This window comes from Ralstonia sp. RRA, assembly GCF_037023145.1.
Taxonomy (GTDB): Bacteria; Pseudomonadota; Gammaproteobacteria; order Burkholderiales; family Burkholderiaceae; genus Ralstonia.
The window spans coordinates 954,211-974,662 of record NZ_CP146091.1; the positions used below are offsets into that span (position 1 = coordinate 954,211).

A 20,452-nucleotide genomic window follows, 5' to 3' on the forward strand; every position below is an offset into this window, starting at 1 on the left:
CATCCATGAACGTCGGAATCTCGTGCAACGCGCTGGGTTACAGCGGCGGTAGCGAGCGCTACGCGATGGATTTGGTCCGCGGCCTGCATGAGCGCGCCATCCGTCCTGTGTTCTTTGCCAAAACGGTTGATAAGGCGCTGCCCGAATACGCCCAGGTCAAGGCCATCGCACTGCCCACGCGCAAGCTGACGGGCAAACTCAATGACCACGTCTTCGGCTGGCTGGTGCGCCATCTGGCCAAGCGCGAGCATATCGACCTGATGATCGGCTGCAATCGCACCGGGGCGTCGGACATCGCCATCTGCGGTGGTACGCACATCGGCTATCTGAAAAGCTTTCCCAAGGCCCCTGCCTTCTGGGACCGCCAGCAGATCGCGCTGGAGCGGCGTGACTACGTGCGCTCGCACGTGATCGTCGCGCACTCGAAACTGATGGCGCAGGAGGTGCTCGACTATTACGACATCCCCGAAGCCAAGGTGAAGACCGTGTACCCGCCGGTGAGCGAGGAAAAATTTTCGCTGGTGGATGAGGCCGAACGCCAGCGCCTGCGAGATGAGCTGGGCTTCTCCCGCGACCGCGTTACCTTCGTGTTTCCGTCGTCGAGCCACAAGCGTAAGGGCTATCCGCTGCTGGAGGCGTTCTTCTCGAAGACGACGCTGCCGGTACAGCTGGCCGTGATCGGGCGGCCGGTATCGTCAACCTCGCCCAACATCCGCTACCTCGGTTATCGCAAGGACATCGAGAACGTCTACCGTGCGGCGGACTACACGATCCTCGCCTCGCACTACGAGCCGTTCGGGTTGATCGGGGTGGAGTCCGTGCTGTGTGGTACGCCCGCCGTGCTGGCGAGCAACATCGCCTGTACCGAGGTGATTTCCGACGAGGGCGCGCCGACCTTCAACGTGAACGATCCGGCCACGCTTGCCCGCACCATTGAGGCGGCGGTAGCGCGTGCGCAGGCTGGGCAGGCAAGGCTGGCGACTCCGCGCGAGCATTTGCGCTATGACCCGGGCGTTTGCGCACACATTGACGCCTTGCTGGCCTTGGCGCCGGGCGCGGGGGCTCTGTGATGAGCGGTGTGGCACAACGCGGTCGGGCAGCCGTTTCCGGCCTGCCGGCGGTTCTGTCGGTGCTGGGGATTGTCATCCTGCCGGCACTCATGCTGTCCATGCATGGCGCGGCATTCCTCGCGTTCACGCTGCTGCTGGTGTCAGCACTTTTGTCGATGCTGGTGGGGTATTCGGCGTTGAATGATCGGCTGCGTGCGATGTGGTGTGAGCATCGCTGGTTGATCCTGGCCATGGTGGCGATGCCGACGGCCATGCTGGTGAGCGCGCTGTTGAACCCTGCTGCGCCGCGTGGAGTGCCGTTTGCTTATGGACGGCTGTGGCTGTTTGGCTTTGTGTTGTTTGGCCTGCTGCAATTGCGGCCTGCACAGTTGCAGAACGTGCAGTGGGGCTGCGTAATCGGCGCCATCACCTCAGCGGTGTGGGCGTACTTGGAGCTGCGCGGTGATCGGCCGGATATGGTGGGTGCTTTTTCCAACACCATTCCGTTCGGCAATGTGTCGCTGCTGCTGGGGCTGTTCTCGTTGATCTCCATCGGCTGGGCACGCAATGAGGGTTGGCCGCTCATCGTGTTGCGCATGACGGGAGGTGCAGCGGGGCTCTACGCATCGTATATGTCGCAGTCGCGAGGCGGCTGGATTGCGATTCCTGTATTGCTGCTGATTGCTGTGGCGACGCTGCGCCACGTGAGCTGGAAGAAGCGGGTGACCGCATTGCTGGTATTTTTCGCGCTGCTGGCAGCCGTTTGTGTCTCGTCGAGCATGGTTCGTACTCGCTTCGATCAAGCACTTAGCGACATTCATGCCTACGAGGCTGGCCAGGCCAACACCTCAGTCGGCATTCGTTTCCAACTCTGGAAGGCGGCCGCACTGATGTTGACGCGCCACCCGCTGGCGGGTGTCGGTCGGGGCGAGTTCCATAACAGCCTGCAGGCGATTCATGCCGAGGGTGTGATCACCCAAGAAGCCACCGCCTTCGAGCATGCCCACAACGAGTTTCTATACAATGGCGCCACGCTTGGCGTACTGGGCATTGGTGCATTGCTGGCGTTGTATCTGGTGCCTGCTGCGTACTTCCTGCGCGCCACGCTGTGCGATGACCGCATCCTCCGGACCACCGGGGCCATGGGCCTCACACTGTGCGTCGGTTTCATGCTGTTTGGGCTGACCGAGGTGATGCTCATCATCGCGCAGACTGTCGTGTTCTACAGCGTGATGGTGGCCGTGTTCACCGCGCATATTCACCGGCGCCGGCAAGAGCTTGGCGCCAATCCTGTTCTCTGAGATCGTCTTCGCATGTCCGCATCCAACCGAGCCACGCTCGCCGTCATCATCGTCGCCAAGAATGAAGCCGCCGACATCGGCGATTGCATCCGCTCGGTGCGCGATTGGGCGGACGACGTCATCGTCTTTGATTCCGGCAGCACGGACGGTACGCAAGACATCTGCCGCGAACTGGGCGCCCGCGTGTTCGAAACGGACTGGCCGGGCTACGGCGAACAGTCCAACCGTGCATTGCGTGAGGCACGCACCGACTGGGTTCTGTCGCTGGACGCCGATGAGCGGATCAGCCCCGAGTTGCGTGCCGAGATGATCGCGGTGCTCGAATCGGGCAGCTCGCATACGGTGTATTCCATGCCGCGCAGCTCCAGCTTCTGCGGTCGCTTCATGAAGCATTCGGGCTGGTGGCCAGACCGCATCCGCCGCTTCTTCAAGCGCGAGCAGGTGACCTTCTTCGATGCGCCGGTGCATTCGCACCTAGTGTTCCAAGGTACCGTCGGCGATTTTCGCGCGCCGATCATTCACTACTCGATTCCCGACCTGCGGGCCGCACTCGACAAGGCCAACGATTACTCCACGGCCGGCGCCGCTGCAGCCTATGCCAAGGGCAAGCGCGCATCGTTGGGCAGTGCGATCGGCCACGGGCTGTGGGCGTTCATTCGCACCTACATCATCCAGCGCGGTTTCCTGGATGGCGCGGAAGGCTTCATGCTGGCTGTGTCCAACGCAGAGGGCACGTACTACCGCTACATCAAGCTGATGATGCTGCATCGTCATGGCAAGCGCTGATTGCCCGCGTCGCATCGCGCTGATCGTCACGACCTACAACCGCCCGGATGCGCTAGCCCGCGTGTTGGCCGGTTGTGGCGCGCAGACTGATCAAGCGTTTGATGTGATCGTTGCCGACGATGGTTCGCGCGACGATACGCGCTTGGCGGTGGAAACCGCCGCCAAGACGGCATCGTATCCATTGCGCCATGTTTGGCACCCCGACGACGGTTTCCGCGCAGCCGAGATCCGCAATCGCGGCGTGCTGGCAACCGATGCCGACTATCTGGTCTTTCTCGATGGCGATTGCGTGCCGCGCCCAGACTTCGTCGCCCGGCACCGCGCACTGGCTGAGCCGGGGCGCTTGTTGTCTGGCAGCCGCATCCTACTGAGCGAAGAGATGACGCGTGACGTTATCGCGCAGCAGACCGACATCCACTTGAAGGACCTCGCCTACTGGTTCAGCTCCTGGCGTGCTGGCCGCATCAACAAGTTCTTGCCGCTGCTGGTACCGGGCCTGCCTGTTCCGCGCACGTTCAAGGACACGAGCCTGCGTGGCATCAAGAGCTGCAACTTGGGCGTGTGGCGCAGCGATTTCGAGCGCGTGAATGGCTTTGACCAGAGCTTTGTCGGTTGGGGCCATGAAGATGCTGACCTGGCCGTGCGTCTGTACAACGCTGGTGTGCGCCGCAAGCGCGGCTTCTGCGCGACCGAGGTCTTCCACCTGTGGCATCGCGAGCAATCTCGCGAGCAGGAAAGCCCCAACTACCGCCGAATGATGGCGCGCCGCAATACCGATGTCATCCGCGCTGAGGCGGGATTGACGGAGTTGCGCGGGCAAGGCGCCTGAACTGGCGCCTTGGCGCTCACCACGTCTTCTTCTGCTTGGCGATGCCGCGGAACGGCCGCACGAAGATCTGATAGAGGAACTTGTGCACGAAGATCAGGTGCAGGCGGTGGCTGAGCCATCGCTCCTCGTCGGCTTCGCGGCTCTTGATGGCGCGATCGGCCTCCAGGTTGGAGCCGGTATCGAAATCCTGCACGCTGATCACGTACGGCACGACCGCACGCATCTGTACGATGCCTTCGCGCTCGAATTTGTGCCAGTAGTCCGCCGCCAGCCACACCGGGTAGAGCTGTTCGACCATGCGTTTGGCCGCGGCGCGTGTGATGAAATAGCCGTGCGCCAGCCACTGATAGTTCGCCAGCTTCACCACGTTGTGGCTGGCATCGAGCGGTTTTGCGCTGCGTTTGTAGTAACGGTTGACATACGTGAGCAGCGTTACCACGGGTTCGTCGGGTGAGACTTGCTGCGCCAGCGCATCGAGCACGGCGGGCACATCGGCCCCAAGCTTCGCATCATCCTCCAGGATGAGCGCGTAGGGCAGATCCTGCTCCAGCATTGCGCGGTAGACGCCCAGGTGGCTAAGCGCACAGCCGACTTCGCCGACGGTCAGTTCGCGGCTTTCGGCAACGGCACGGGCGTGGTCATAGTGGCTCGCCAGTGTATCGGCGGGGAGTGCTTTACCGTACACGCCAGGAAAACGCGTGTGCGCTAGGCCGAGTGCATCAAGCTGATCTTCGAGGGCTTTGCGGCGCCCGACGTCGTGCTCGAGATTGATGAAGAACGTGGGAACGCGCGAACTCATGCGGAAGGATCAGGTGACGCGGCAATGCGTCTTGGCTGTGGATTCTGCTACCAGGATGGGCCGAAACAGGTGATTGCCGTAAAATGCCGGGTCGCCCGTCTGTCGGATGGCAGGTGCAGCATGCACATGTTGTCGGCAATGCCCGTCGCAATGCGGTGCAATCTGCCCACCCTTATTTGAAAACGCCGTGAGTATACAAGCAAAGTCTGACCATCAAGACCCCTCCAAGCCGTTGCTCAAGCGCCTGTGGACGTACCTGCGTCCTGAACTCACTGCGTTCATTCTCTCCATGGTTGCCATGGGCGTGGTGGCCGCCACGGAAGGGATCATCCCCAAGGTCGTGAAGGACCTGCTGGACCAGGGTTTTGGCGGTGAATACGCCGGCAAGCTGTGGCAGGTGCCGGCCATGCTGGTCGGCATTGCCGTGGTGCGCGGCGTGGCGCAGTTTGCGTCGACCTACCTGCTGAGCCTGGTGTCGAACAAGGTGCTGTTGAACCTGCGCGTGAAGATGTTCGAGCGGCTGCTGCAGGCGCCGGCGTCGTATTACCAGCAGAACACGGCGGCGTCGATCATCAACGCCGTGATCTTCGAGGTGAACCAGGTGCTGCAGGTGCTGACCGGCGTGTTCATCACGATGGTGCGCGACTCGATGACGGTGTTGGCGCTGCTGGTTTTCCTCTTCTATACCAACTGGCGCCTGACGCTGGTGGTGGCGGTGATTCTGCCGGTCATCGGTTTGCTGATGTCGCGTATCAACCGCCGCCTGCGCTCGCTCAACCGCGAGAGCCAGAACCTGACCAACCAGGCCGCCTACGTGGTGGAAGAGGCCGTTGGTGGTTACAAGGTCGTCAAGCTGCATGGCGGCGAGGCTTACGAATCGCTGCGCTTCAACGCCATGACCAACCGCCTGCGCAGCTATGCCATGCGCGTGGCGGTGGCCGGAGGCCTGAATCAACCGGTGACACAGTTCCTGGCGGCGCTCGCGCTGTCCGTCATCCTGGCGATTGCCATGATGCAGGCACAGGCCAACCAGACCACGGTCGGCGGTTTTACCGGTTTTGTGATGGCGATGCTGCTGCTGATCTCGCCGCTCAAGCATCTGACGGATGTGAACCAGCCCCTGCAGCGTGGCCTGACGGCCGCCGAGTTCATCTTCGGTCTGATTGATACGCCCATCGAACCGCAGGAAGGCGGCAAGCATATCGAACGCGCCCGCGGTGACATCCGCTTCGATCGCGTGACCTTCCGCTACGGCGCGGATGGCAGGGCGGCGCTCGACAATGTCGACCTGCATGTGAAGCCGGGCGAGATCGTCGCCCTGGTCGGGCCTTCGGGCAGCGGCAAGACCACGCTGGTGAACCTGATGCCGCGCTTCTTTGATCCGACCTCGGGCACGATCTCGCTCGACGGCGATGCGCTGGCTGACCTGTCGCTGCAGGATCTGCGCCGCCAGATCGCCTTCGTGAGCCAGGACGTGGTGCTGTTCAACGACACCATTGCTGCCAACGTGGCGTATGGCGCGCGGGACGCCTCCGAGATCGACATGGCGCGGGTGCGCCGTGCACTGGAAGCCGCTTACCTGACGGATATGGTGGACAACCTGCCGGAAGGCGTTGACACCAACGTTGGCGACAACGGTTCGAAGCTCTCCGGCGGCCAGCGCCAGCGCCTGGCGATTGCCCGCGCCATCTACAAGGATGCGCCGATTCTGATCCTGGACGAAGCGACCTCCGCGCTCGACTCGGAATCCGAGCGTCAGGTGCAGGCCGCGCTTGAGCGGCTGATGGAAGGCCGCACGACGCTGGTGATCGCACACCGCCTGTCGACCATCGAAAACGCCGACCGCATCATCGTGCTCGAGCACGGCAAGATTGCCGAGGCCGGCACGCACCGCGAACTCATCGACCGCGATGGGTTGTATGCTGGGCTGCATCGCATCCAGTTCGCCACTCAGTAAGCAGTTCACTTCCGGGCGGCGTGCTCGTGATGCTCACACCAAAGGAGACATCATGACGACCACCACGCCGCCCATCAGCCGGTTCCCCGTTCCTGAACTGGCTGACATTCCCGAAGACATTCGCGCACGCATCCTCGAAGTGCAGGAGAAGACCGGCTTTGTGCCGAACGTCTTCCTCGCGCTGTCGCACCGGCCCGATGAGTGCCGCGCCTTCTTTGCCTACCACGATGCACTCATGCTGCGCGAAGGCAGCAGCCTGACCAAGGGCGAGCGGGAGATGATCGTGGTGGCCACCTCCGGCGCCAACCAGTGCCTGTATTGCGTGGTGGCGCACGGTGCGATCCTGCGCATTTACGAGAAGAATCCGCTCGTGGCTGATCAGGTTGCCGTCAACCATCGCAAGGCTGACATCACCTCGCGCCAGCGCGCCATGCTCGACTTCGCGATGAAGGTCTGCACGGCCTCGCACACCGTCGACGAGGCCGACTACGACGCATTGCGCGTGCATGGTTTCGACGACGAGGACATCTGGGACATCGCCGGCATCACGGCCTTCTTCGGCCTGTCGAACCGTATGGCGAACGTGATCTCGATGCGGCCGAACGATGAGTTCTTCCTGATGGGGCGTCTGCCGCGCGAGAAGAAGTAGGCGGCCGGTCGGTCTAGGCCGTCAGCTCGCGCAATGCTTCGAGCAGCTTGACGGCGGGGCTGGGCAGGATGCCGTGGCGGCGCCGGAACGCGGTGAGCGTGCGGCGCGCCACCAGCCCGGGAATCGGCAGCGGTTCGATTACGCCGGCGCGGCGCTCGGCGTCGATCATCGGCTCGGCCATCCAGCTCAGGAAGCCTGAGCGCGCCACCAGGCTCTTGAGCGCCGTGACCGAGCGCGTTTCCACCACGGTATTGGGCAGCCCAAGGCCTGCGGCCTCGAACACCTGCCGCATGTGCTCGTAGGGGCCAGTACCGTGCGGTGGCACGGCCCAAGGCGCAGGCATCGTGTCGGCGAGCGACAGAGCGGGGCGCTTGCGCAACGGGTGCTCGGGCGACGCGACCACGAAGCTCGCGTCTTCCCAGCGGCAATCGGCAATCGCGATGATCTCGTCCGTATCCGGCATCGCCATCGACAGCGCAAGGTCGATCTCGTGCTTGACGAGTCCCTCGGCCAGCCGGTCCCACACGCCTTCCAGTATTTCCACACGCAGGTTCGGCCAGCGCGCCACTACCGTGCCGACCGCCAGCGGCAGGACGCAGCTCGCGATGCTGCCGACCGCACCCACGCGGATAGTGCCCTTGGCAAGCCCGCGCATCGCGTCGATCTCTTCACGTGCGTAATCGGCTTCGCGCTGCAGCAGCGTGGCGTGCGGCAGCAGCGCCTGCCCAATGACGGTGAGTTGCATCCCCTTGGAGTGCCGCTCGAACAGGGGCGCCCCTACCTCGTCTTCCAGCCGCTTGATGATGCGGCTCAGCGCCGGTTGCGTGACGTGCAGGACCTCTGCGGCACGCCCGAGGCTGCCGGCCGAGACGATGGTGGTGAAAGCGCGCAACTGGCGCAGATCGAAAGGCATGCCAAAAGGTAATGACTTTCGCCAGAAAATTCAATATCGCGCAAGGCGGGGGGCTCCCATACTGGGCGGGCCAATGCAAAGAGCAATACAAGGAGACGCTGCATGACCCGCACTTCGCTCGCGCTTGTCACGGTGCGCGACGCCACGATCGAGTTGCTTCGCCGGCTCGGCATGACCCATGTGTTCGGCAATCCGGGCTCGACCGAACTGCCGATGTTCCGGGATTTTCCCGAAGACTTCCGCTACATCCTTGGTCTGCAGGAGGCCGTGGTGGTCGGCATGGCCGATGGCTATGCGCAAGCAACCGGCAACGCCGCGCTGGTGAATTTGCACTCGGCAGCCGGTGTCGGCAACGCGATGGGCAACATCTTCACGGCGTTCAAGAACCGCACGCCGCTGGTGATCACGGCCGGGCAGCAGGCGCGGTCCATCCTGCCGTTCGATCCGTTCCTGGCCTCCAACCAGGCCACCGAACTGCCCAAGCCGTACGTCAAATGGAGCATCGAGCCGGCGCGCGCGCAGGACGTGCCGCAGGCACTCGCCCGTGCGTATCACATCGCCATGCAGGAGCCGCGCGGGCCCGTGCTGGTGTCGATCCCCGTGGATGACTGGGATCAGCAGACCGAGCCTGTCGCCGTACATGAAGTGGCGCATGAAGTGCGGCCCGATCCTGTGACGCTCGCGCGCATCGGCGATGCGCTGGATGCGGCGCAACGGCCAGCGTTTGTGGTGGGGGCAGCGGTAGACCGTGCCGGTGCGTGGGACGCCGTTGTGCAGCTTGCCGAAGCGCACAACGCCCGTGTGTTTACCGCGCCCATGGCAGGACGAGGTGCGTTTCCGGAAGACCACCGCCTGTTCGCCGGTTTCCTGCCGGCAATGCGCGAGAAGATCGTCGCCCTGCTGCAGGGTCACGACGTGGTGTTTGCGCTTGGCGCACCCGCGTTCACGTATCACGTGGAAGGTCATGGGCCGCACGTGCCTGTGGGGGCCAAGCTCATACAGCTGATCGACGATCCGGCCACTGCATCGTGGACGCCCGGGGGCATCTCGGCCGTCGGCAACATCCGCCTCGGCGTGCAGGACTTGCTAGCAAGGCCCGCGCCGCCCGCTCGACCGCTGCCTGCGTCCCGCGTCAAATCGCCGCGAGCAGAGCCGTCGTCCCCAATGTCCACCGCCTTTGTTTTGCAGACGCTCGATGCCGTGCGCGGCCCCGCAGATATCGTCGTCGAAGAAGCACCCAGCGCGCGCTCCGTGATGCAGACCTATCTGCCAATGCGTCGCTCTGGGGCGTTCTACACCATGGATAGCGGGGGATTGGGCTACGGCATGCCTGCCGCTGTGGGCGTGGCACTCGCCAAGCCGGGCACGCGCGTGATCGGCCTGATTGGCGATGGATCGAGCATGTATTCCATCCAGGCGTTGTGGAGCGCATCGCTGCTCAAGTTGCCCATGACGTTCGTGATCCTGAACAACCGCCGTTATGCTGCCCTGCAGGATTTCGCGCCGGTGTTCGGCTTTGCACCCACCGACCCGGTGCAAGGCACGGACCTGCACGGCATCGACTGCGTCGGACTGGCTCGTGCCATGGGCTGCACCGGCGAGCGCGTGACGGACCCGCACGCGCTGGAGGCCGCACTGCACACCGCGCTGCAATCCACCGGACCAACTTTGATTGAAGTGGAGATTGCCTGATGACGAATACGCATGTCGCCCCGCTGGAGGGCGCGCAAACCATCTCGATGCTGATCAATGGCGAGCGCGTGCAAGCCAGCAATGGCGCGGTCTTCGAGCGTCACAACCCGCTGGATGGTTCTGTCGCGACGCGTGCGCCTGCGGCCACGGTGGAGGACGCACGCAATGCCGTCGACGCTGCTGCCGCTGCATTTCCAGGCTGGGCTGCCATAGGGCCGACCGAGCGTCGGGCGTTGCTGATGCGCGCCGCCCAAGCGCTCGAGGCCAAGGGCGCAGCCTTTGCCGCTGCAATGGCTGCTGAGACCGGCGCTTCCGCGTTGTGGGCAGGCTTCAACGTGCACTTGGCCGCCAGCGGCTTGCAAGAGGCTGCCGCCATGGTCACGCAGATTGCCGGCGAGATCATTCCGTCTGACGTGCCGGGCAGCCTCGCCATGGGGGTGCGTCAGCCTGCTGGCGTGGTGCTTGGCATCGCACCGTGGAATGCGCCGGTCATCCTGGCTGCGCGCGCGATTGCGTTACCGCTGGCGTGCGGCAATACCGTGGTGCTCAAGGGCTCGGAGATCTCGCCTGCCACGCACGGACTCATCATCGAAGCGTTGCAGGAAGCGGGGCTGCCCAAGGGCGTCGTCAACTTCGTGACGAACGCGCCGGCCGATGCCGGTGCCATCGTGGAGGCGATGATTGCGCACCCGGCGGTGCGACGCGTCAACTTCACCGGCTCGACGCGCGTGGGGCGCATCATCGCGCAGACCTGCGCCACGTATCTGAAACCCGCTGTGCTGGAGCTGGGCGGCAAGGCGCCGCTGCTGGTGCTGGCTGATGCGGACATCGACGCTGCGGTGGATGGTGCGGCGTTTGGTGCGTTCGCCAACTCAGGCCAGATCTGCATGTCCACCGAACGCATCATCGTCGATGAAGCGATCGCCGATACGTTCGTTGCGAAGCTGGCCGCCAAGGCCGCTTCGCTGCCGCTGGGTGACCCGCGCAAGGGGCCGGCGGTGCTCGGCTCGGTGGTCGACATGAGCACAGTCGAACGTTGCAATCACTTGATCGACGACGCGTTGGCCAAGGGCGCGAAGCTGCTGTGCGGCGGCAAGGCGACCAGCACATTGATGCCCGCCACGCTGCTCGATCACGTCACGACGGACATGTTGATCTACTCGGAGGAGTCGTTCGGCCCAGTCAAGGGCATCGTGCGTGTGCGCGGCGACGATGCTGCCATCGCGTGCGCCAACGACAACGCATATGGATTGTCGTCTGCCGTGTTCAGCCGTGACGTGGCGCGCGCTATGAACGTCGCGCGCCGCATCGAATCGGGCATCTGCCACATCAACGGCCCGACCGTACACGACGAAGCGCAGATGCCGTTTGGTGGCGTCAAGGCGAGCGGCTTCGGGCGCTTTGGCGGCCGCGCGGGTGTGGCCGAATTTACCGAGCTGCGCTGGATGACGGTGCAGACCACGCCGCGCCACTACCCATTCTGAGATGCGCATGAAGATCGCCATTCTGGGTGCGGGCGCCATGGGCTCGCTGTTCGGCGGGTTGCTGGCGGAAACGGGCGAGCAGGTCACGTTGCTCGATATCAACGACGCACACCTCAGTGCGATCGCCGCTCACGGCTTGCGGCTGGAAACCGATACCGGTGACCGCCACGTGCGCAACCTGCAGGCGCTGCGTCCAAGCCAGGCAACGCAGGTGCCGGATCTGCTGATCGTCTTCACGAAGTCGATGCACACGCGTGCCGCACTGGCGAGTGTGCGTCAGCTGATCGGGCCGTCCACGTATGTGCTGACGTTGCAGAACGGTCTGGGCAATGTAGAGGCGCTGGCTTCGGTGGTGCCGCAGGAACGCATCCTCGTTGGTGTGACGACGTGGCCTGCGGATCTGGCGGGGGCCGGCCACGTGCGCTCGCATGGTGCCGGTGTGATCCGCATGATGACGGCCGATGGTGTTGATCGGCCGATGCTGGAGCGTGTCGTCAGTGTCTTGTCCGACGCGGGTCTGCGCTGCCAGGCCGATGCCAACGTATGGGGCGCCGTGTGGGAGAAGGTCGCGTTCAATGCCGCCCTCAATCCACTGTGTACGGTGCTGAATCGCCCGGTCGATGCGCTGGGCGTGGTGGAGGATGGGCCGGCGCTCGCGCTGACCATTGTCGAAGAAGTGCTGGCGGTGGCACGAGCAAGCGGCATCAGTGTCGACGCCACCAAGGTAAGCGACAACGTGCGCCACGCCATCGTCGCGCATCGCGGGCACAAGCCGTCGATGCTGCAGGACGTGCTTGCCGGGCGCCCGACCGAGATTGAGTCGATCAATGGCGCCGTGGTCGTCGCGGCGCATCGGCATGGCGTGCGTGTGCCACATACCGAGACGCTCATGCAGTTGGTGCGACTGGTGCAGGCGCAATCCGCGCATCCGCAAACACCCTAGTTGAACAGGAGGCGGGTCCGCCTATATTGTTAACATGTTAAATAAATGGCGCGCAGACGCCAGCCCAATGGAGACAACCCCATGCTGTGCAGCTTCAGACTGGCGAGCGCGTCTAGCGCGCTTGCACAGGCGTATGCGCCTGGTTCACTACCTTGCCGTTCCACTTCTCAGCGGAGGCCGGTATGAGCCAAGATCGTGCCCCCATCGACATCGGCAGTGTCTTGGATGATGGGCCGTTTTCGTTTGCCCAGAAGGCCGCCGTGCTGCTCGCGGCATTCGCCATCGTCATGGATGGGTTTGATGGCCAGTTGATCGGCTTCGCCATCCCCGTGCTCATCAAGGAGTGGGGCATCACGCGCAACGCATTTGCGCCGGCGGTGGCTGCTGGCTTGATCGGCATGGGCATCGGAAGCGCGCTCGCCGGCTTGTTTGCCGATCGCTTCGGGCGGCGCTGGGCGCTGATCGGCAGCGTGTTCGTGTTTGGTGCGGCCACCTGCATGATCGGTTTTGCACCCAATGTGGCGACGATTGCCGCGCTGCGTTTTATCGCGGGCCTGGGCATTGGTGGCGCACTGCCGAGCTCAACCACGATGACGGCCGAGTTCACGCCGGCCCGGCGCCGCACGCTGGCGGTGACCGCCACCATCGTGTGCGTACCGCTGGGAGGCATGCTGGCGGGGATGTTCGCCGGCCACGTGCTGCCGATCTACGGATGGCGCGGGCTGTTCTGGATTGGTGGCGCGCTGCCGCTGGTGCTTGGGTTCGTACTGGTTGCGGCACTGCCGGAGTCACCTCGATTCCTGGCGCGTCGCCAGTCGCATTGGCCACAACTGGCCAGGCTGCTGACGCGCATGGAGCGCTCCACGCCGGCTGATGCCACCTTCACCGATCTGGCTGGCCAGAAGGTCATCCAGCACGCTGGGTTCCGCTCGCTCTTTGCGCCGGGGCAGGCGCGCGACACGGTGGCGTTGTGGGCGGCTTTCTTCATGTGCCTGCTGGCGGTGTACGCAGCATTCAGCTGGCTGCCGACCATGCTGGCCTCGGAGGGGTTGAGTGTGGCGGTGGCGGGGCAGGGTTTGACGGCCTACAACCTGGGCGGCGTGATCGGCGCGCTGGTGTGTGCCGTGGCGATTGCGCGCTGGGGCTCACGCTGGCCCATGGCACTGTGCTGCATCGGCGCAGCACTGAGCGCATTCGCTATGCAGGGTGTGGATACCCGGCAGAGCACGCAATTGTTGATCGTCGGTTTGGGCTTGCATGGGCTGTTCGTCAACGCGGTGCAGTCGACCATGTACGCGCTGTGTGCGTTTGTCTATCCGACAGCGGTGCGCGCCACGGGCACCGCCTCTGCCGTCGCATTCGGGCGACTGGGCGCGATCCTGAGTGCGTTTGCTGGCGCCATGGTCATCACGGCAGGTGGTTCGAGTGCTTACCTGGCGATGCTGGGGATCGCCATGCTGGTGGTGCTGGGTGCGTTGCTGGTGATGCGGGAGCAGATTCCGCGGTTGACCGCGCGCGCCGCCAATGAGGTGGCCGCCGCGCCGGTGCCGCACGGCAGCCCAGTCAAACCGTAGCGGCCGTGCACGCTTGGAGCAGTGTTACATCAAGATGATGTCGTACTGCTCCTGGCTGGCCGCGGATGACTCCACCTGCAACGAAATCGGCTTGCCGATAAAGTCGCCCAGCATCGCCAGGTGCTGGCTTTCTTCTTCCAGGAACAAGTCGATCACCGACTGCGAGGCCAAGATGCGGAACTCGCGCGGATTGAACTGCCGGGACTCGCGCATGATCTCCCGCAGGATGTCGTAGCACACCGTACGCGGCGTCTTCACCTGGCCCTTGCCCTGGCACACCGGGCACTGTTCACACAGCACGTGCGCAAGCGATTCCCGCGTGCGTTTGCGCGTCATCTCCACAAGCCCCAGCTGCGAGAAGCTGTTGACCGTGATGCGCGTGCGGTCGCGCGACAGCGCCTTGCGCAACTCGGCCAGCACCGCATCGCGATGGTCGGCGGACTCCATGTCGATGAAGTCGATGATGATGATGCCGCCCAGATTGCGCAGCCGCAGTTGCCGTGCGATGGTGTGCGCAGCTTCCAGGTTGGTCTTGAAGATCGTGTCGTCGAAGTTGCGCGCGCCCACGTAGCCGCCGGTGTTGACGTCGATGGTCGTCATCGCCTCGGTCTGGTCGATCATCAGGTAGCCGCCCGATTTCAGATCGACGCGGCGCGACAGCGCGCGCTCGACTTCCGCCTCGATGTTGTACAGATCGAAGATCGGCCGCTCGCCGGTGTAGTGCGTCAGGCGCTCGACCACGGCAGGTGTGTATTCCTGCGCAAATTCGATCAGCTTCTGATGGTTCTCGCGCGAATCGACTTGGATGCTGCGCGTTTCATCCGTCACGAAATCGCGCAGCACGCGCTGGGCGAGGTTCAGGTCCTGGTACAGGATCGACGGCGCGGGCAGGGTGGTGGCGTTGTGGCGGATGGTCGCCCAGATCTTGCGCAGGTAGGCGACGTCGTTGGCGAGCTCTTCGTCGGTCGATTCTTCGGCGATCGTGCGCACGATGAAGCCGCCACGCTCCTCGGTCGGCACCATCGCCGTCACACGCGCACGCAGCGCTTCACGCTCAGCCTCGTTGCCGATCTTCTGCGAGATACCGATGTGCGGATCCTGCGGCAGATACACGAGCGTGCGGCCGGCAATGCTGACCTGCGTGGAGAGCCGCGCGCCCTTGGTGCCGATCGGGTCCTTGATGACTTGCACCATCAGGGCCTGGCCTTCGAACAGCGTCTTCTCAATGGCGACCTGCGGCGTGGGCGGGGCGTCCTTGGCATCGCGCGGGTGCCAGATGTCGGCCACGTGCAGGAACGCCGCGCGCTCCAGGCCGATGTCGATGAACGCGGATTGCATGCCCGGAAGCACGCGCACAACCTTACCGAGGTAGATGTTGCCGACCAGCCCGCGCGTGAGTGTGCGCTCGATGTGGAGCTCCTGAACGGCGGCTTGCTGGACGATGGCCACGCGCGTTTCTTGCGGCGTGATATTGACGAGGATGTCTTCGGACATGGGGATACCAAGAGAGCGGGTTTCAGCACCCGCCTCCAGGCTTGTCCTGCGCCCGAAGCGTGTCTTGAAACCGGCCCCCGCACGCTGTCCGGTGCGTGCTTCAGCGGCCGGTCAGAGGGCGAGTTACAGCGTGATGCCCGCCTGTGCGAGCAGTGCTGCCGTCTCGAACAAGGGTAGACCCATGATACCCGAATAGCTTCCCGAAATATGGGCGACAAAGGCGGCTGCGCGGCCCTGGATGCCGTACGCGCCGGCCTTGCCGAAGGGCTCGCCGCTGGCGATGTAGCGGGCGATGTCGTTGTCCGTCAGCACGGCAAAGCGCACGTCGGAAATGGACAGTGCATGCATCGGCGTACCGTCGGCTTTGACAACGGTGACGGCGGTTAGCACTCGGTGCTCGCGGCCGGACATGCCGCGCAGCATGCGGTGGGCGTCGGCGGCGTCGGTCGGCTTGCCGAGAATCTCGCCGCCCAGGCACACCGTGGTGTCGGACGTGAGGATCGGCAGGGCGGGCAGGTTGCGCGCGACGCGGCGGCGCGCGGCGGCTTGCGCTTTCAATGCGCAGACGCGTTGGACGTAGTCATCGGGCGTTTCGCCGGGAAGCACGGCTTCCAGCGCTTCGGCATCCTCATCACCATCGGCCAGCAGCAGCTCGAAGCGCGCGCCGATCTGGCGCAGCAAGTCCTGCCGGCGCGGGCTTTGGGATGCGAGATAGAGATGCGGCGCGCCGCTTTGGCCCGTCAGATCCATGGTCATACGCGGTGGTACGGGTGGTTCTGGGTGATGCTCCACGCGCGGTAGAGCTGTTCGGCCAGCAGCACGCGCACCATGCCGTGCGGCAGGGTCAGGCTCGACAGGCGGATCAACGTGCGGGCTTTCGCCTTGAGCGCCGGGTCAAGCCCGTCCGCGCCGCCAATCACGAAAGCGATGTCGCCGCCTTCCTGTTGCCATCCGGTGAGGGATTCGGCAAGTGCCACGGTGGTCAGGTCCTTGCCGCGCTCATCCAGGGCGATCATGCGGCAGCCTTTGGGCAGCGCGGCTTCAATGCGTGCGGCTTCCAACTGCATGACGGTGGCGGCGGTGCGGCTGCCCGAGCGCTGCTCGGGCTTGATCTCGCGCAGTTCGATGCGCAGTTCGGGCGGCATGCGCTTGGCGTATTCAGAGAAGCCGTCCTCGATCCAGGACGGCATCTTGTGCCCGACGGCGACGATCAGCAACTGCATGGCGAGACTACCGGCGCGAAATTACGCTGCCCGCTTCTTGGCCGGAGCGCGCTTGGCTGCCGTCTTGGTCGCCGTTTTTGCGGCAGTCTTCGTGGCGGGCTTGCCGGTGCCGGTTGCGCGCTTGGTGGCAGGCTTCTTGGCAGCGGTCTTGGCGGGCGCCTTCTTGGCCGGCGCTGCAGCCTTGGTCGGGCGCTCACCAGCCAGTGCCGGCTTGGTGGTACGGCGCTTGGCCGGCGTGACCTCTTCGGCCTCGTCTTCCTCGTCGTCGTAGCCTTCGCTGGCCTTGGGCAGACCGCGCTTGCCGGTCCCGCCGAGTTCGACGCGCACCGGCTTGTCGCCCCAGATTTCTTCCAGGTTGTAGTACTGGCGCAGTTGCGGCTGGAAGATGTGGACCACGGCGTCGCCGCAGTCGACCAGCACCCATTCGCCCACGTCTTCGCCTTCCACGGCGATGACGTGGCCGCCGGCTTCCTTGACGGCGTCACGGACGGACGCGGCGAGGGCCTTGGTCTGGCGGTTGGACGTACCGCTGGCGATGACCGTGCGGTCGAACAGTTCGGTCAGGTGCGTCGTATTGAAGACCTTGATGTCTTGCGCCTTGACGTCTTCGAGCGCGTCGACGATCACGCGTTGTAGTTTGCGAATATCCATACTGAGTGAGAAGAACGTTTAAAGGGCGAAAGAAAGGTCAAAAAGCGCGCGAGTGAAGTCAATCACGCGGTCAAACACTCACCGTGCCATTGGCACGGCGGTACAGCGAATGCGATTGGGTCAGGTCGGCCACGCCGGCGGGCAGGTCGGCGTCGCAGCGTTCGCCGGCGGCAAGCTGCTGGCGCAGGCGGGTGGACGACAGGTCGACGGACAGCGTCTGGTCGATCCACATATGGCCGGCGGGTGCGCATTGTATCAATGCCGTGTCGCCGCGGCGCACATCAAGCTCATGCTGCACTGGCACATGCAACGCGTTCAGGTCAAAACCGGGGCGCGTGGCGACACACAGGTGCACGTATTCGAACAGGTCTTGCCAGCCGTGCCAGGTATCCAGGCCGACGAGCTGGTCGGCGCCCATCAGCCACGCCATGGAGGTGTCCGGACCGTAGACGTCGCGCAACTCACGTACGGTATCGATGGTGTAGCTGGGGCCGTGACGGTCGACTTCCATGCTGGTCACATGGACTTTGGCGTGGCCACCACGGACCGCTTTGGCGGCCAATTCAGTCATGGCAAAACGCAGCGGCGCAGGCGTGATGTCAGCGGCTTTCTGCCACGACACACCGGTCGGAATCCACAGCAGTTCGTCCAGATCGAGCCGGGCGATGCACAGCTCGGCCAGGGCGATGTGGCCGACGTGCGGCGGATCGAAGGTGCCGCCCAGCAAGCCGAGGCGGTAGGGGCGGTCGAGATCGGGGCGCACGAACGTGGGAAGCGTCATACCCAATCGCGCGCCGGCAGGAAATCGGTGTACAGCGCCGCTTCCGGCGAGCCCGGTTCGGGCTGCCAGTCGTAGCGCCAATTGGCCACGGGCGGCATCGACATCAGGATCGATTCCGCGCGGCCGCCGCTTTGCAGGCCGAACAGCGTGCCGCGATCGAATACGAGGTTGAACTCGACATAGCGGCCCCGGCGGTAGGCCTGGAAGTCGCGTTCGGTGTCGCCATACGGGGTGGCGTGGCGTCGCTCGGCGATGGGCAGCCAGGCGGGCAGGAACGCGTCGCCCACCGAGCGCATCATCTCGAAGCTGCGGTCGAAGCCGAGCTCAGCAAAGTCGTCGAAGAAGATGCCGCCGATGCCGCGCGCTTCCTTGCGGTGCTTTAGATAGAAATAGTCATCGCACCACTGCTTGAAGCGCGGGTACAGCTCGTCGCCGTAGGGGGCCAGGGCGCCCTGGCAGGTGCGGTGGAAGTGCGTCGCGTCTTCGGTGAAGCCGTAGTAGGGCGTTAGGTCCATGCCGCCGCCGAACCACCAGACGGGCTCGGCATCGGGCCGCACGGCGACGAAGCAGCGCACGTTCATGTGCACGGTCGGCACGTACGGGTTGCGCGGGTGGAAGACCAGCGACACGCCCATCGCCTCGAAACCGCGGCCTGCCAGTTCCGGCCGGTTGGCGGTGGCCGACGGGGGCAGGGTGTCGCCCATCACGTGCGAGAAGCCGACGCCGCCACGCTCCAGCAACGCGCCGCCTTCCAGGATGCGGGTGCGGCCGCTGCCGCGCAGGCGCTCGGTGGGCGGTTTTTCCCACGCGTCGGTGGCGAAGTTGCCGCCGTCGAGCGCGCTCGCGGCAGTGGTGATGCGGTCCTGCAGGTCCAGCAGGTAGGCGCGGACGGCTTGGGTATCCATCAGATTCGGGAGGGGCCGTTGGGGCGGCCGGGTCATACGGTTGTCACCATTGTAGCGGGCGGGCCGCTTAGGGCTTGTTGGGAATCACCCGGGGTGACGGAAGCCGCGCTTGCCCCATGGTGGGGCATCAGCGCGGCAGGGATCGCTCAATGGCGGATGGCGCGGTGACCGATATCGGTCCGGTACTGGGCGCCGTCGAACTTGATTTGTTCGATGGCGTTATACGCGGCGCGCTGGGCCGCCTTGACGGTGTCGGCCAGGCCGACGACGCACAGCACACGGCCGCCGTTGGTGGTCAACACGCCGTCCTTGAGCGTGGTGCCGGCGTGGAAGGTGACGCTGTCTTCCGTTTCCTTCGGGATACCGGTGATGACGTCACCCTTGCGCGGCGTGTCCGGATAGTTGTGGGCGGCCATCACCACGCCCAGCGCGGTACGGCGGTCCCATTCCAGTTCCATGCCGTCGAGCTTGCCGTCGATGGCGCGGTCGAGCACGTCGTACAGGTCGGTCTTCATGCGCGCCATGATGGGCTGCGTTTCCGGGTCGCCCATGCGGCAGTTGAATTCGAGCGTCTTGGGGTTGCCGTCGGCGTCGATCATCAGGCCGGCGTACAGGAAGCCGGTGTACGGGATGCCGTCTTTTTCCATGCCGCGGATGGTCGGCATGATGATCTCGCGGAGTGCGCGGGCGTGCAGCGTGGGCGTGACCACCGGCGCCGGCGAGTAGGCGCCCATGCCGCCCGTGTTGGGACCGGCGTCGCCGTCGAGCAGGCGCTTGTGGTCCTGGCTGGTGGCCAGCGCCACCACGTTCTTGCCGTCGCACACGACGATGAAGCTGGCTTCTTCGCCGGCCAGGAATTCTTCGATCACGACGCGCGCACCGGCATCGCCCAGGCGGTTGTCGGCCAGCATCATGTCGATGGCGCTGTGCGCTTCTTCGGCCGTCATCGCCACGACCACGCCCTTGCCGGCAGCCAGGCCGTCGGCCTTGATGACGATCGGGGCGCCTTCCTGGTCAATGTAGGCATGTGCTTGCGCTGCATCGCTGAAGGTCTGGTACTTGGCGGTCGGAATGCCGTGGCGATGCATGAACGCTTTGGCGAAATCCTTCGACGATTCCAGCTGCGCCGCGGCCTTCGTCGGCCCGAAGATGCGCAAGCCCTTGCTGCGGAACAGGTCGACGATGCCGGCAGCCAGCGGCGCTTCCGGGCCCACCACCGTGAAGTGGATGCCTTCGCGCTCGGCAAACGCGGCCAGCACTTCCGGGTCCGTGATCGGCAGATTCTGCAGACGCTTGTCGAGCGCCGTGCCGCCGTTGCCCGGTGCCACGTACACCACCTGCACCTTGGGCGAGCGTGCCAGCTTCCATGCCAGGGCGTGCTCTCGACCGCCCGAACCGACCACCATCACTTTCATGCTGTAC

At 64.5% G+C, this 20,452-nt stretch carries 19 protein-coding genes; 10 read left to right on the top strand and 9 right to left on the bottom strand.

The genetic code is table 11. The features are described from left to right. Positions 1-5 precede the first annotated feature (5 nt). The 4 genes from V6657_RS04605 to V6657_RS04620 are packed head-to-tail and all read left to right on the top strand — an operon-like array spanning position 6 to position 3,965. Positions 6-1,070 (top strand): glycosyltransferase, encoded by a 1,065-nt coding sequence (locus tag V6657_RS04605; protein ID WP_048931920.1) that lies wholly within the window; start codon positions 6-8, stop codon positions 1,068-1,070. Beyond that, positions 1,070-2,350 (top strand): O-antigen ligase family protein, encoded by a 1,281-nt coding sequence (locus V6657_RS04610; RefSeq protein WP_048931921.1) that lies wholly within the window; start codon positions 1,070-1,072, stop codon positions 2,348-2,350. The genes V6657_RS04605 and V6657_RS04610 overlap by 1 nt, the downstream gene beginning before the upstream one ends. 12 nt (positions 2,351-2,362) lie before the next feature. After that, positions 2,363-3,136 carry a glycosyltransferase family 2 protein gene (locus V6657_RS04615; RefSeq protein WP_048931922.1) on the top strand — a complete coding sequence of 258 codons (774 nt, stop codon included), beginning with the start codon at positions 2,363-2,365 and terminating at the stop codon, positions 3,134-3,136. After that, complete coding sequence (locus tag V6657_RS04620) at positions 3,123-3,965, top strand: glycosyltransferase family 2 protein (protein ID WP_048931923.1); 843 nt, start codon at positions 3,123-3,125, stop codon at positions 3,963-3,965. Before V6657_RS04615 ends, V6657_RS04620 begins: the two co-directional genes overlap by 14 nt. Before the next feature lie 16 nt (positions 3,966-3,981). Here V6657_RS04620 and V6657_RS04625 read toward each other — a convergent pair whose 3' ends face one another. Then, entirely contained in the window at positions 3,982-4,764 is a 783-nt protein-coding gene (locus tag V6657_RS04625) for a glycosyltransferase family 25 protein (RefSeq protein WP_048931924.1), read from the bottom strand. 187 nt (positions 4,765-4,951) lie between these two features. On the opposite strand from V6657_RS04625, the gene msbA reads away from it, so the two are divergent. Both msbA and V6657_RS04635 read left to right on the top strand, forming a co-directional pair. After that, entirely contained in the window at positions 4,952-6,721 is a 1,770-nt protein-coding gene (msbA, locus tag V6657_RS04630; protein ID WP_048931925.1) for a lipid A export permease/ATP-binding protein MsbA, read from the top strand. Between the two features lie 52 nt (positions 6,722-6,773). Next, the gene (locus tag V6657_RS04635; protein ID WP_048931926.1) at positions 6,774-7,370 is read left to right on the top strand and encodes a peroxidase-related enzyme; all 597 of its coding nucleotides are present in this window, start codon (positions 6,774-6,776) and stop codon (positions 7,368-7,370) included. A 13-nt stretch (positions 7,371-7,383) separates the two neighbouring features. Here V6657_RS04635 and V6657_RS04640 read toward each other — a convergent pair whose 3' ends face one another. Then, complete coding sequence (locus V6657_RS04640; protein ID WP_048931927.1) at positions 7,384-8,283, bottom strand: LysR family transcriptional regulator; 900 nt, start codon at positions 8,281-8,283, stop codon at positions 7,384-7,386. Between the two features lie 102 nt (positions 8,284-8,385). Here V6657_RS04640 and mdlC point away from each other — a divergent pair, with 102 nt between their 5' ends. The 4 genes from mdlC to V6657_RS04660 all read left to right on the top strand — a co-directional run bounded on the left by mdlC (position 8,386) and on the right by V6657_RS04660 (position 13,976). Next, positions 8,386-9,975, top strand: coding sequence for a benzoylformate decarboxylase (mdlC, locus tag V6657_RS04645; protein WP_048931928.1), 1,590 nt, complete (start codon positions 8,386-8,388; stop codon positions 9,973-9,975). Continuing rightward, positions 9,975-11,459, top strand: coding sequence for an aldehyde dehydrogenase (locus tag V6657_RS04650; protein ID WP_048931929.1), 1,485 nt, complete (start codon positions 9,975-9,977; stop codon positions 11,457-11,459). The genes mdlC and V6657_RS04650 overlap by 1 nt, the downstream gene beginning before the upstream one ends. A 7-nt stretch (positions 11,460-11,466) precedes the next feature. After that, positions 11,467-12,402, top strand: a complete 936-nt coding sequence (locus tag V6657_RS04655) for a 2-dehydropantoate 2-reductase (RefSeq protein WP_048931998.1) — start codon at positions 11,467-11,469, stop codon at positions 12,400-12,402. A 182-nt stretch (positions 12,403-12,584) separates the two neighbouring features. After that, entirely contained in the window at positions 12,585-13,976 is a 1,392-nt protein-coding gene (locus V6657_RS04660; protein WP_048931930.1) for an MFS transporter, read from the top strand. Between the two features lie 24 nt (positions 13,977-14,000). Here the strand turns inward: V6657_RS04660 and rng are convergent, their stop codons facing one another. From rng to purD, 7 genes are all read right to left on the bottom strand, one after another. Further along, positions 14,001-15,470: a ribonuclease G gene (rng, locus tag V6657_RS04665; RefSeq protein ID WP_048931931.1), complete on the bottom strand. Its 1,470-nt coding sequence runs from the start codon at positions 15,468-15,470 to the stop codon at positions 14,001-14,003. Between the two features lie 123 nt (positions 15,471-15,593). After that, complete coding sequence (locus V6657_RS04670) at positions 15,594-16,226, bottom strand: Maf family protein (RefSeq protein ID WP_048931932.1); 633 nt, start codon at positions 16,224-16,226, stop codon at positions 15,594-15,596. Next, complete coding sequence (gene rlmH / locus V6657_RS04675; protein WP_027680941.1) at positions 16,223-16,693, bottom strand: 23S rRNA (pseudouridine(1915)-N(3))-methyltransferase RlmH; 471 nt, start codon at positions 16,691-16,693, stop codon at positions 16,223-16,225. Before rlmH ends, V6657_RS04670 begins: the two co-directional genes overlap by 4 nt. 21 nt (positions 16,694-16,714) lie before the next feature. Next, entirely contained in the window at positions 16,715-17,344 is a 630-nt protein-coding gene (gene rsfS / locus V6657_RS04680) for a ribosome silencing factor (RefSeq protein WP_048931933.1), read from the bottom strand. 70 nt (positions 17,345-17,414) lie between these two features. Next, the gene (locus tag V6657_RS04685) at positions 17,415-18,125 is read right to left on the bottom strand and encodes a nicotinate-nucleotide adenylyltransferase (protein ID WP_048931934.1); all 711 of its coding nucleotides are present in this window, start codon (positions 18,123-18,125) and stop codon (positions 17,415-17,417) included. After that, positions 18,122-19,030 carry an oxygen-dependent coproporphyrinogen oxidase gene (gene hemF, locus V6657_RS04690; protein ID WP_048931935.1) on the bottom strand — a complete coding sequence of 303 codons (909 nt, stop codon included), beginning with the start codon at positions 19,028-19,030 and terminating at the stop codon, positions 18,122-18,124. The genes V6657_RS04685 and hemF overlap by 4 nt, the downstream gene beginning before the upstream one ends. Before the next feature lie 146 nt (positions 19,031-19,176). After that, entirely contained in the window at positions 19,177-20,445 is a 1,269-nt protein-coding gene (purD, locus tag V6657_RS04695; protein WP_048931936.1) for a phosphoribosylamine--glycine ligase, read from the bottom strand. Positions 20,446-20,452 lie beyond the last annotated feature (7 nt).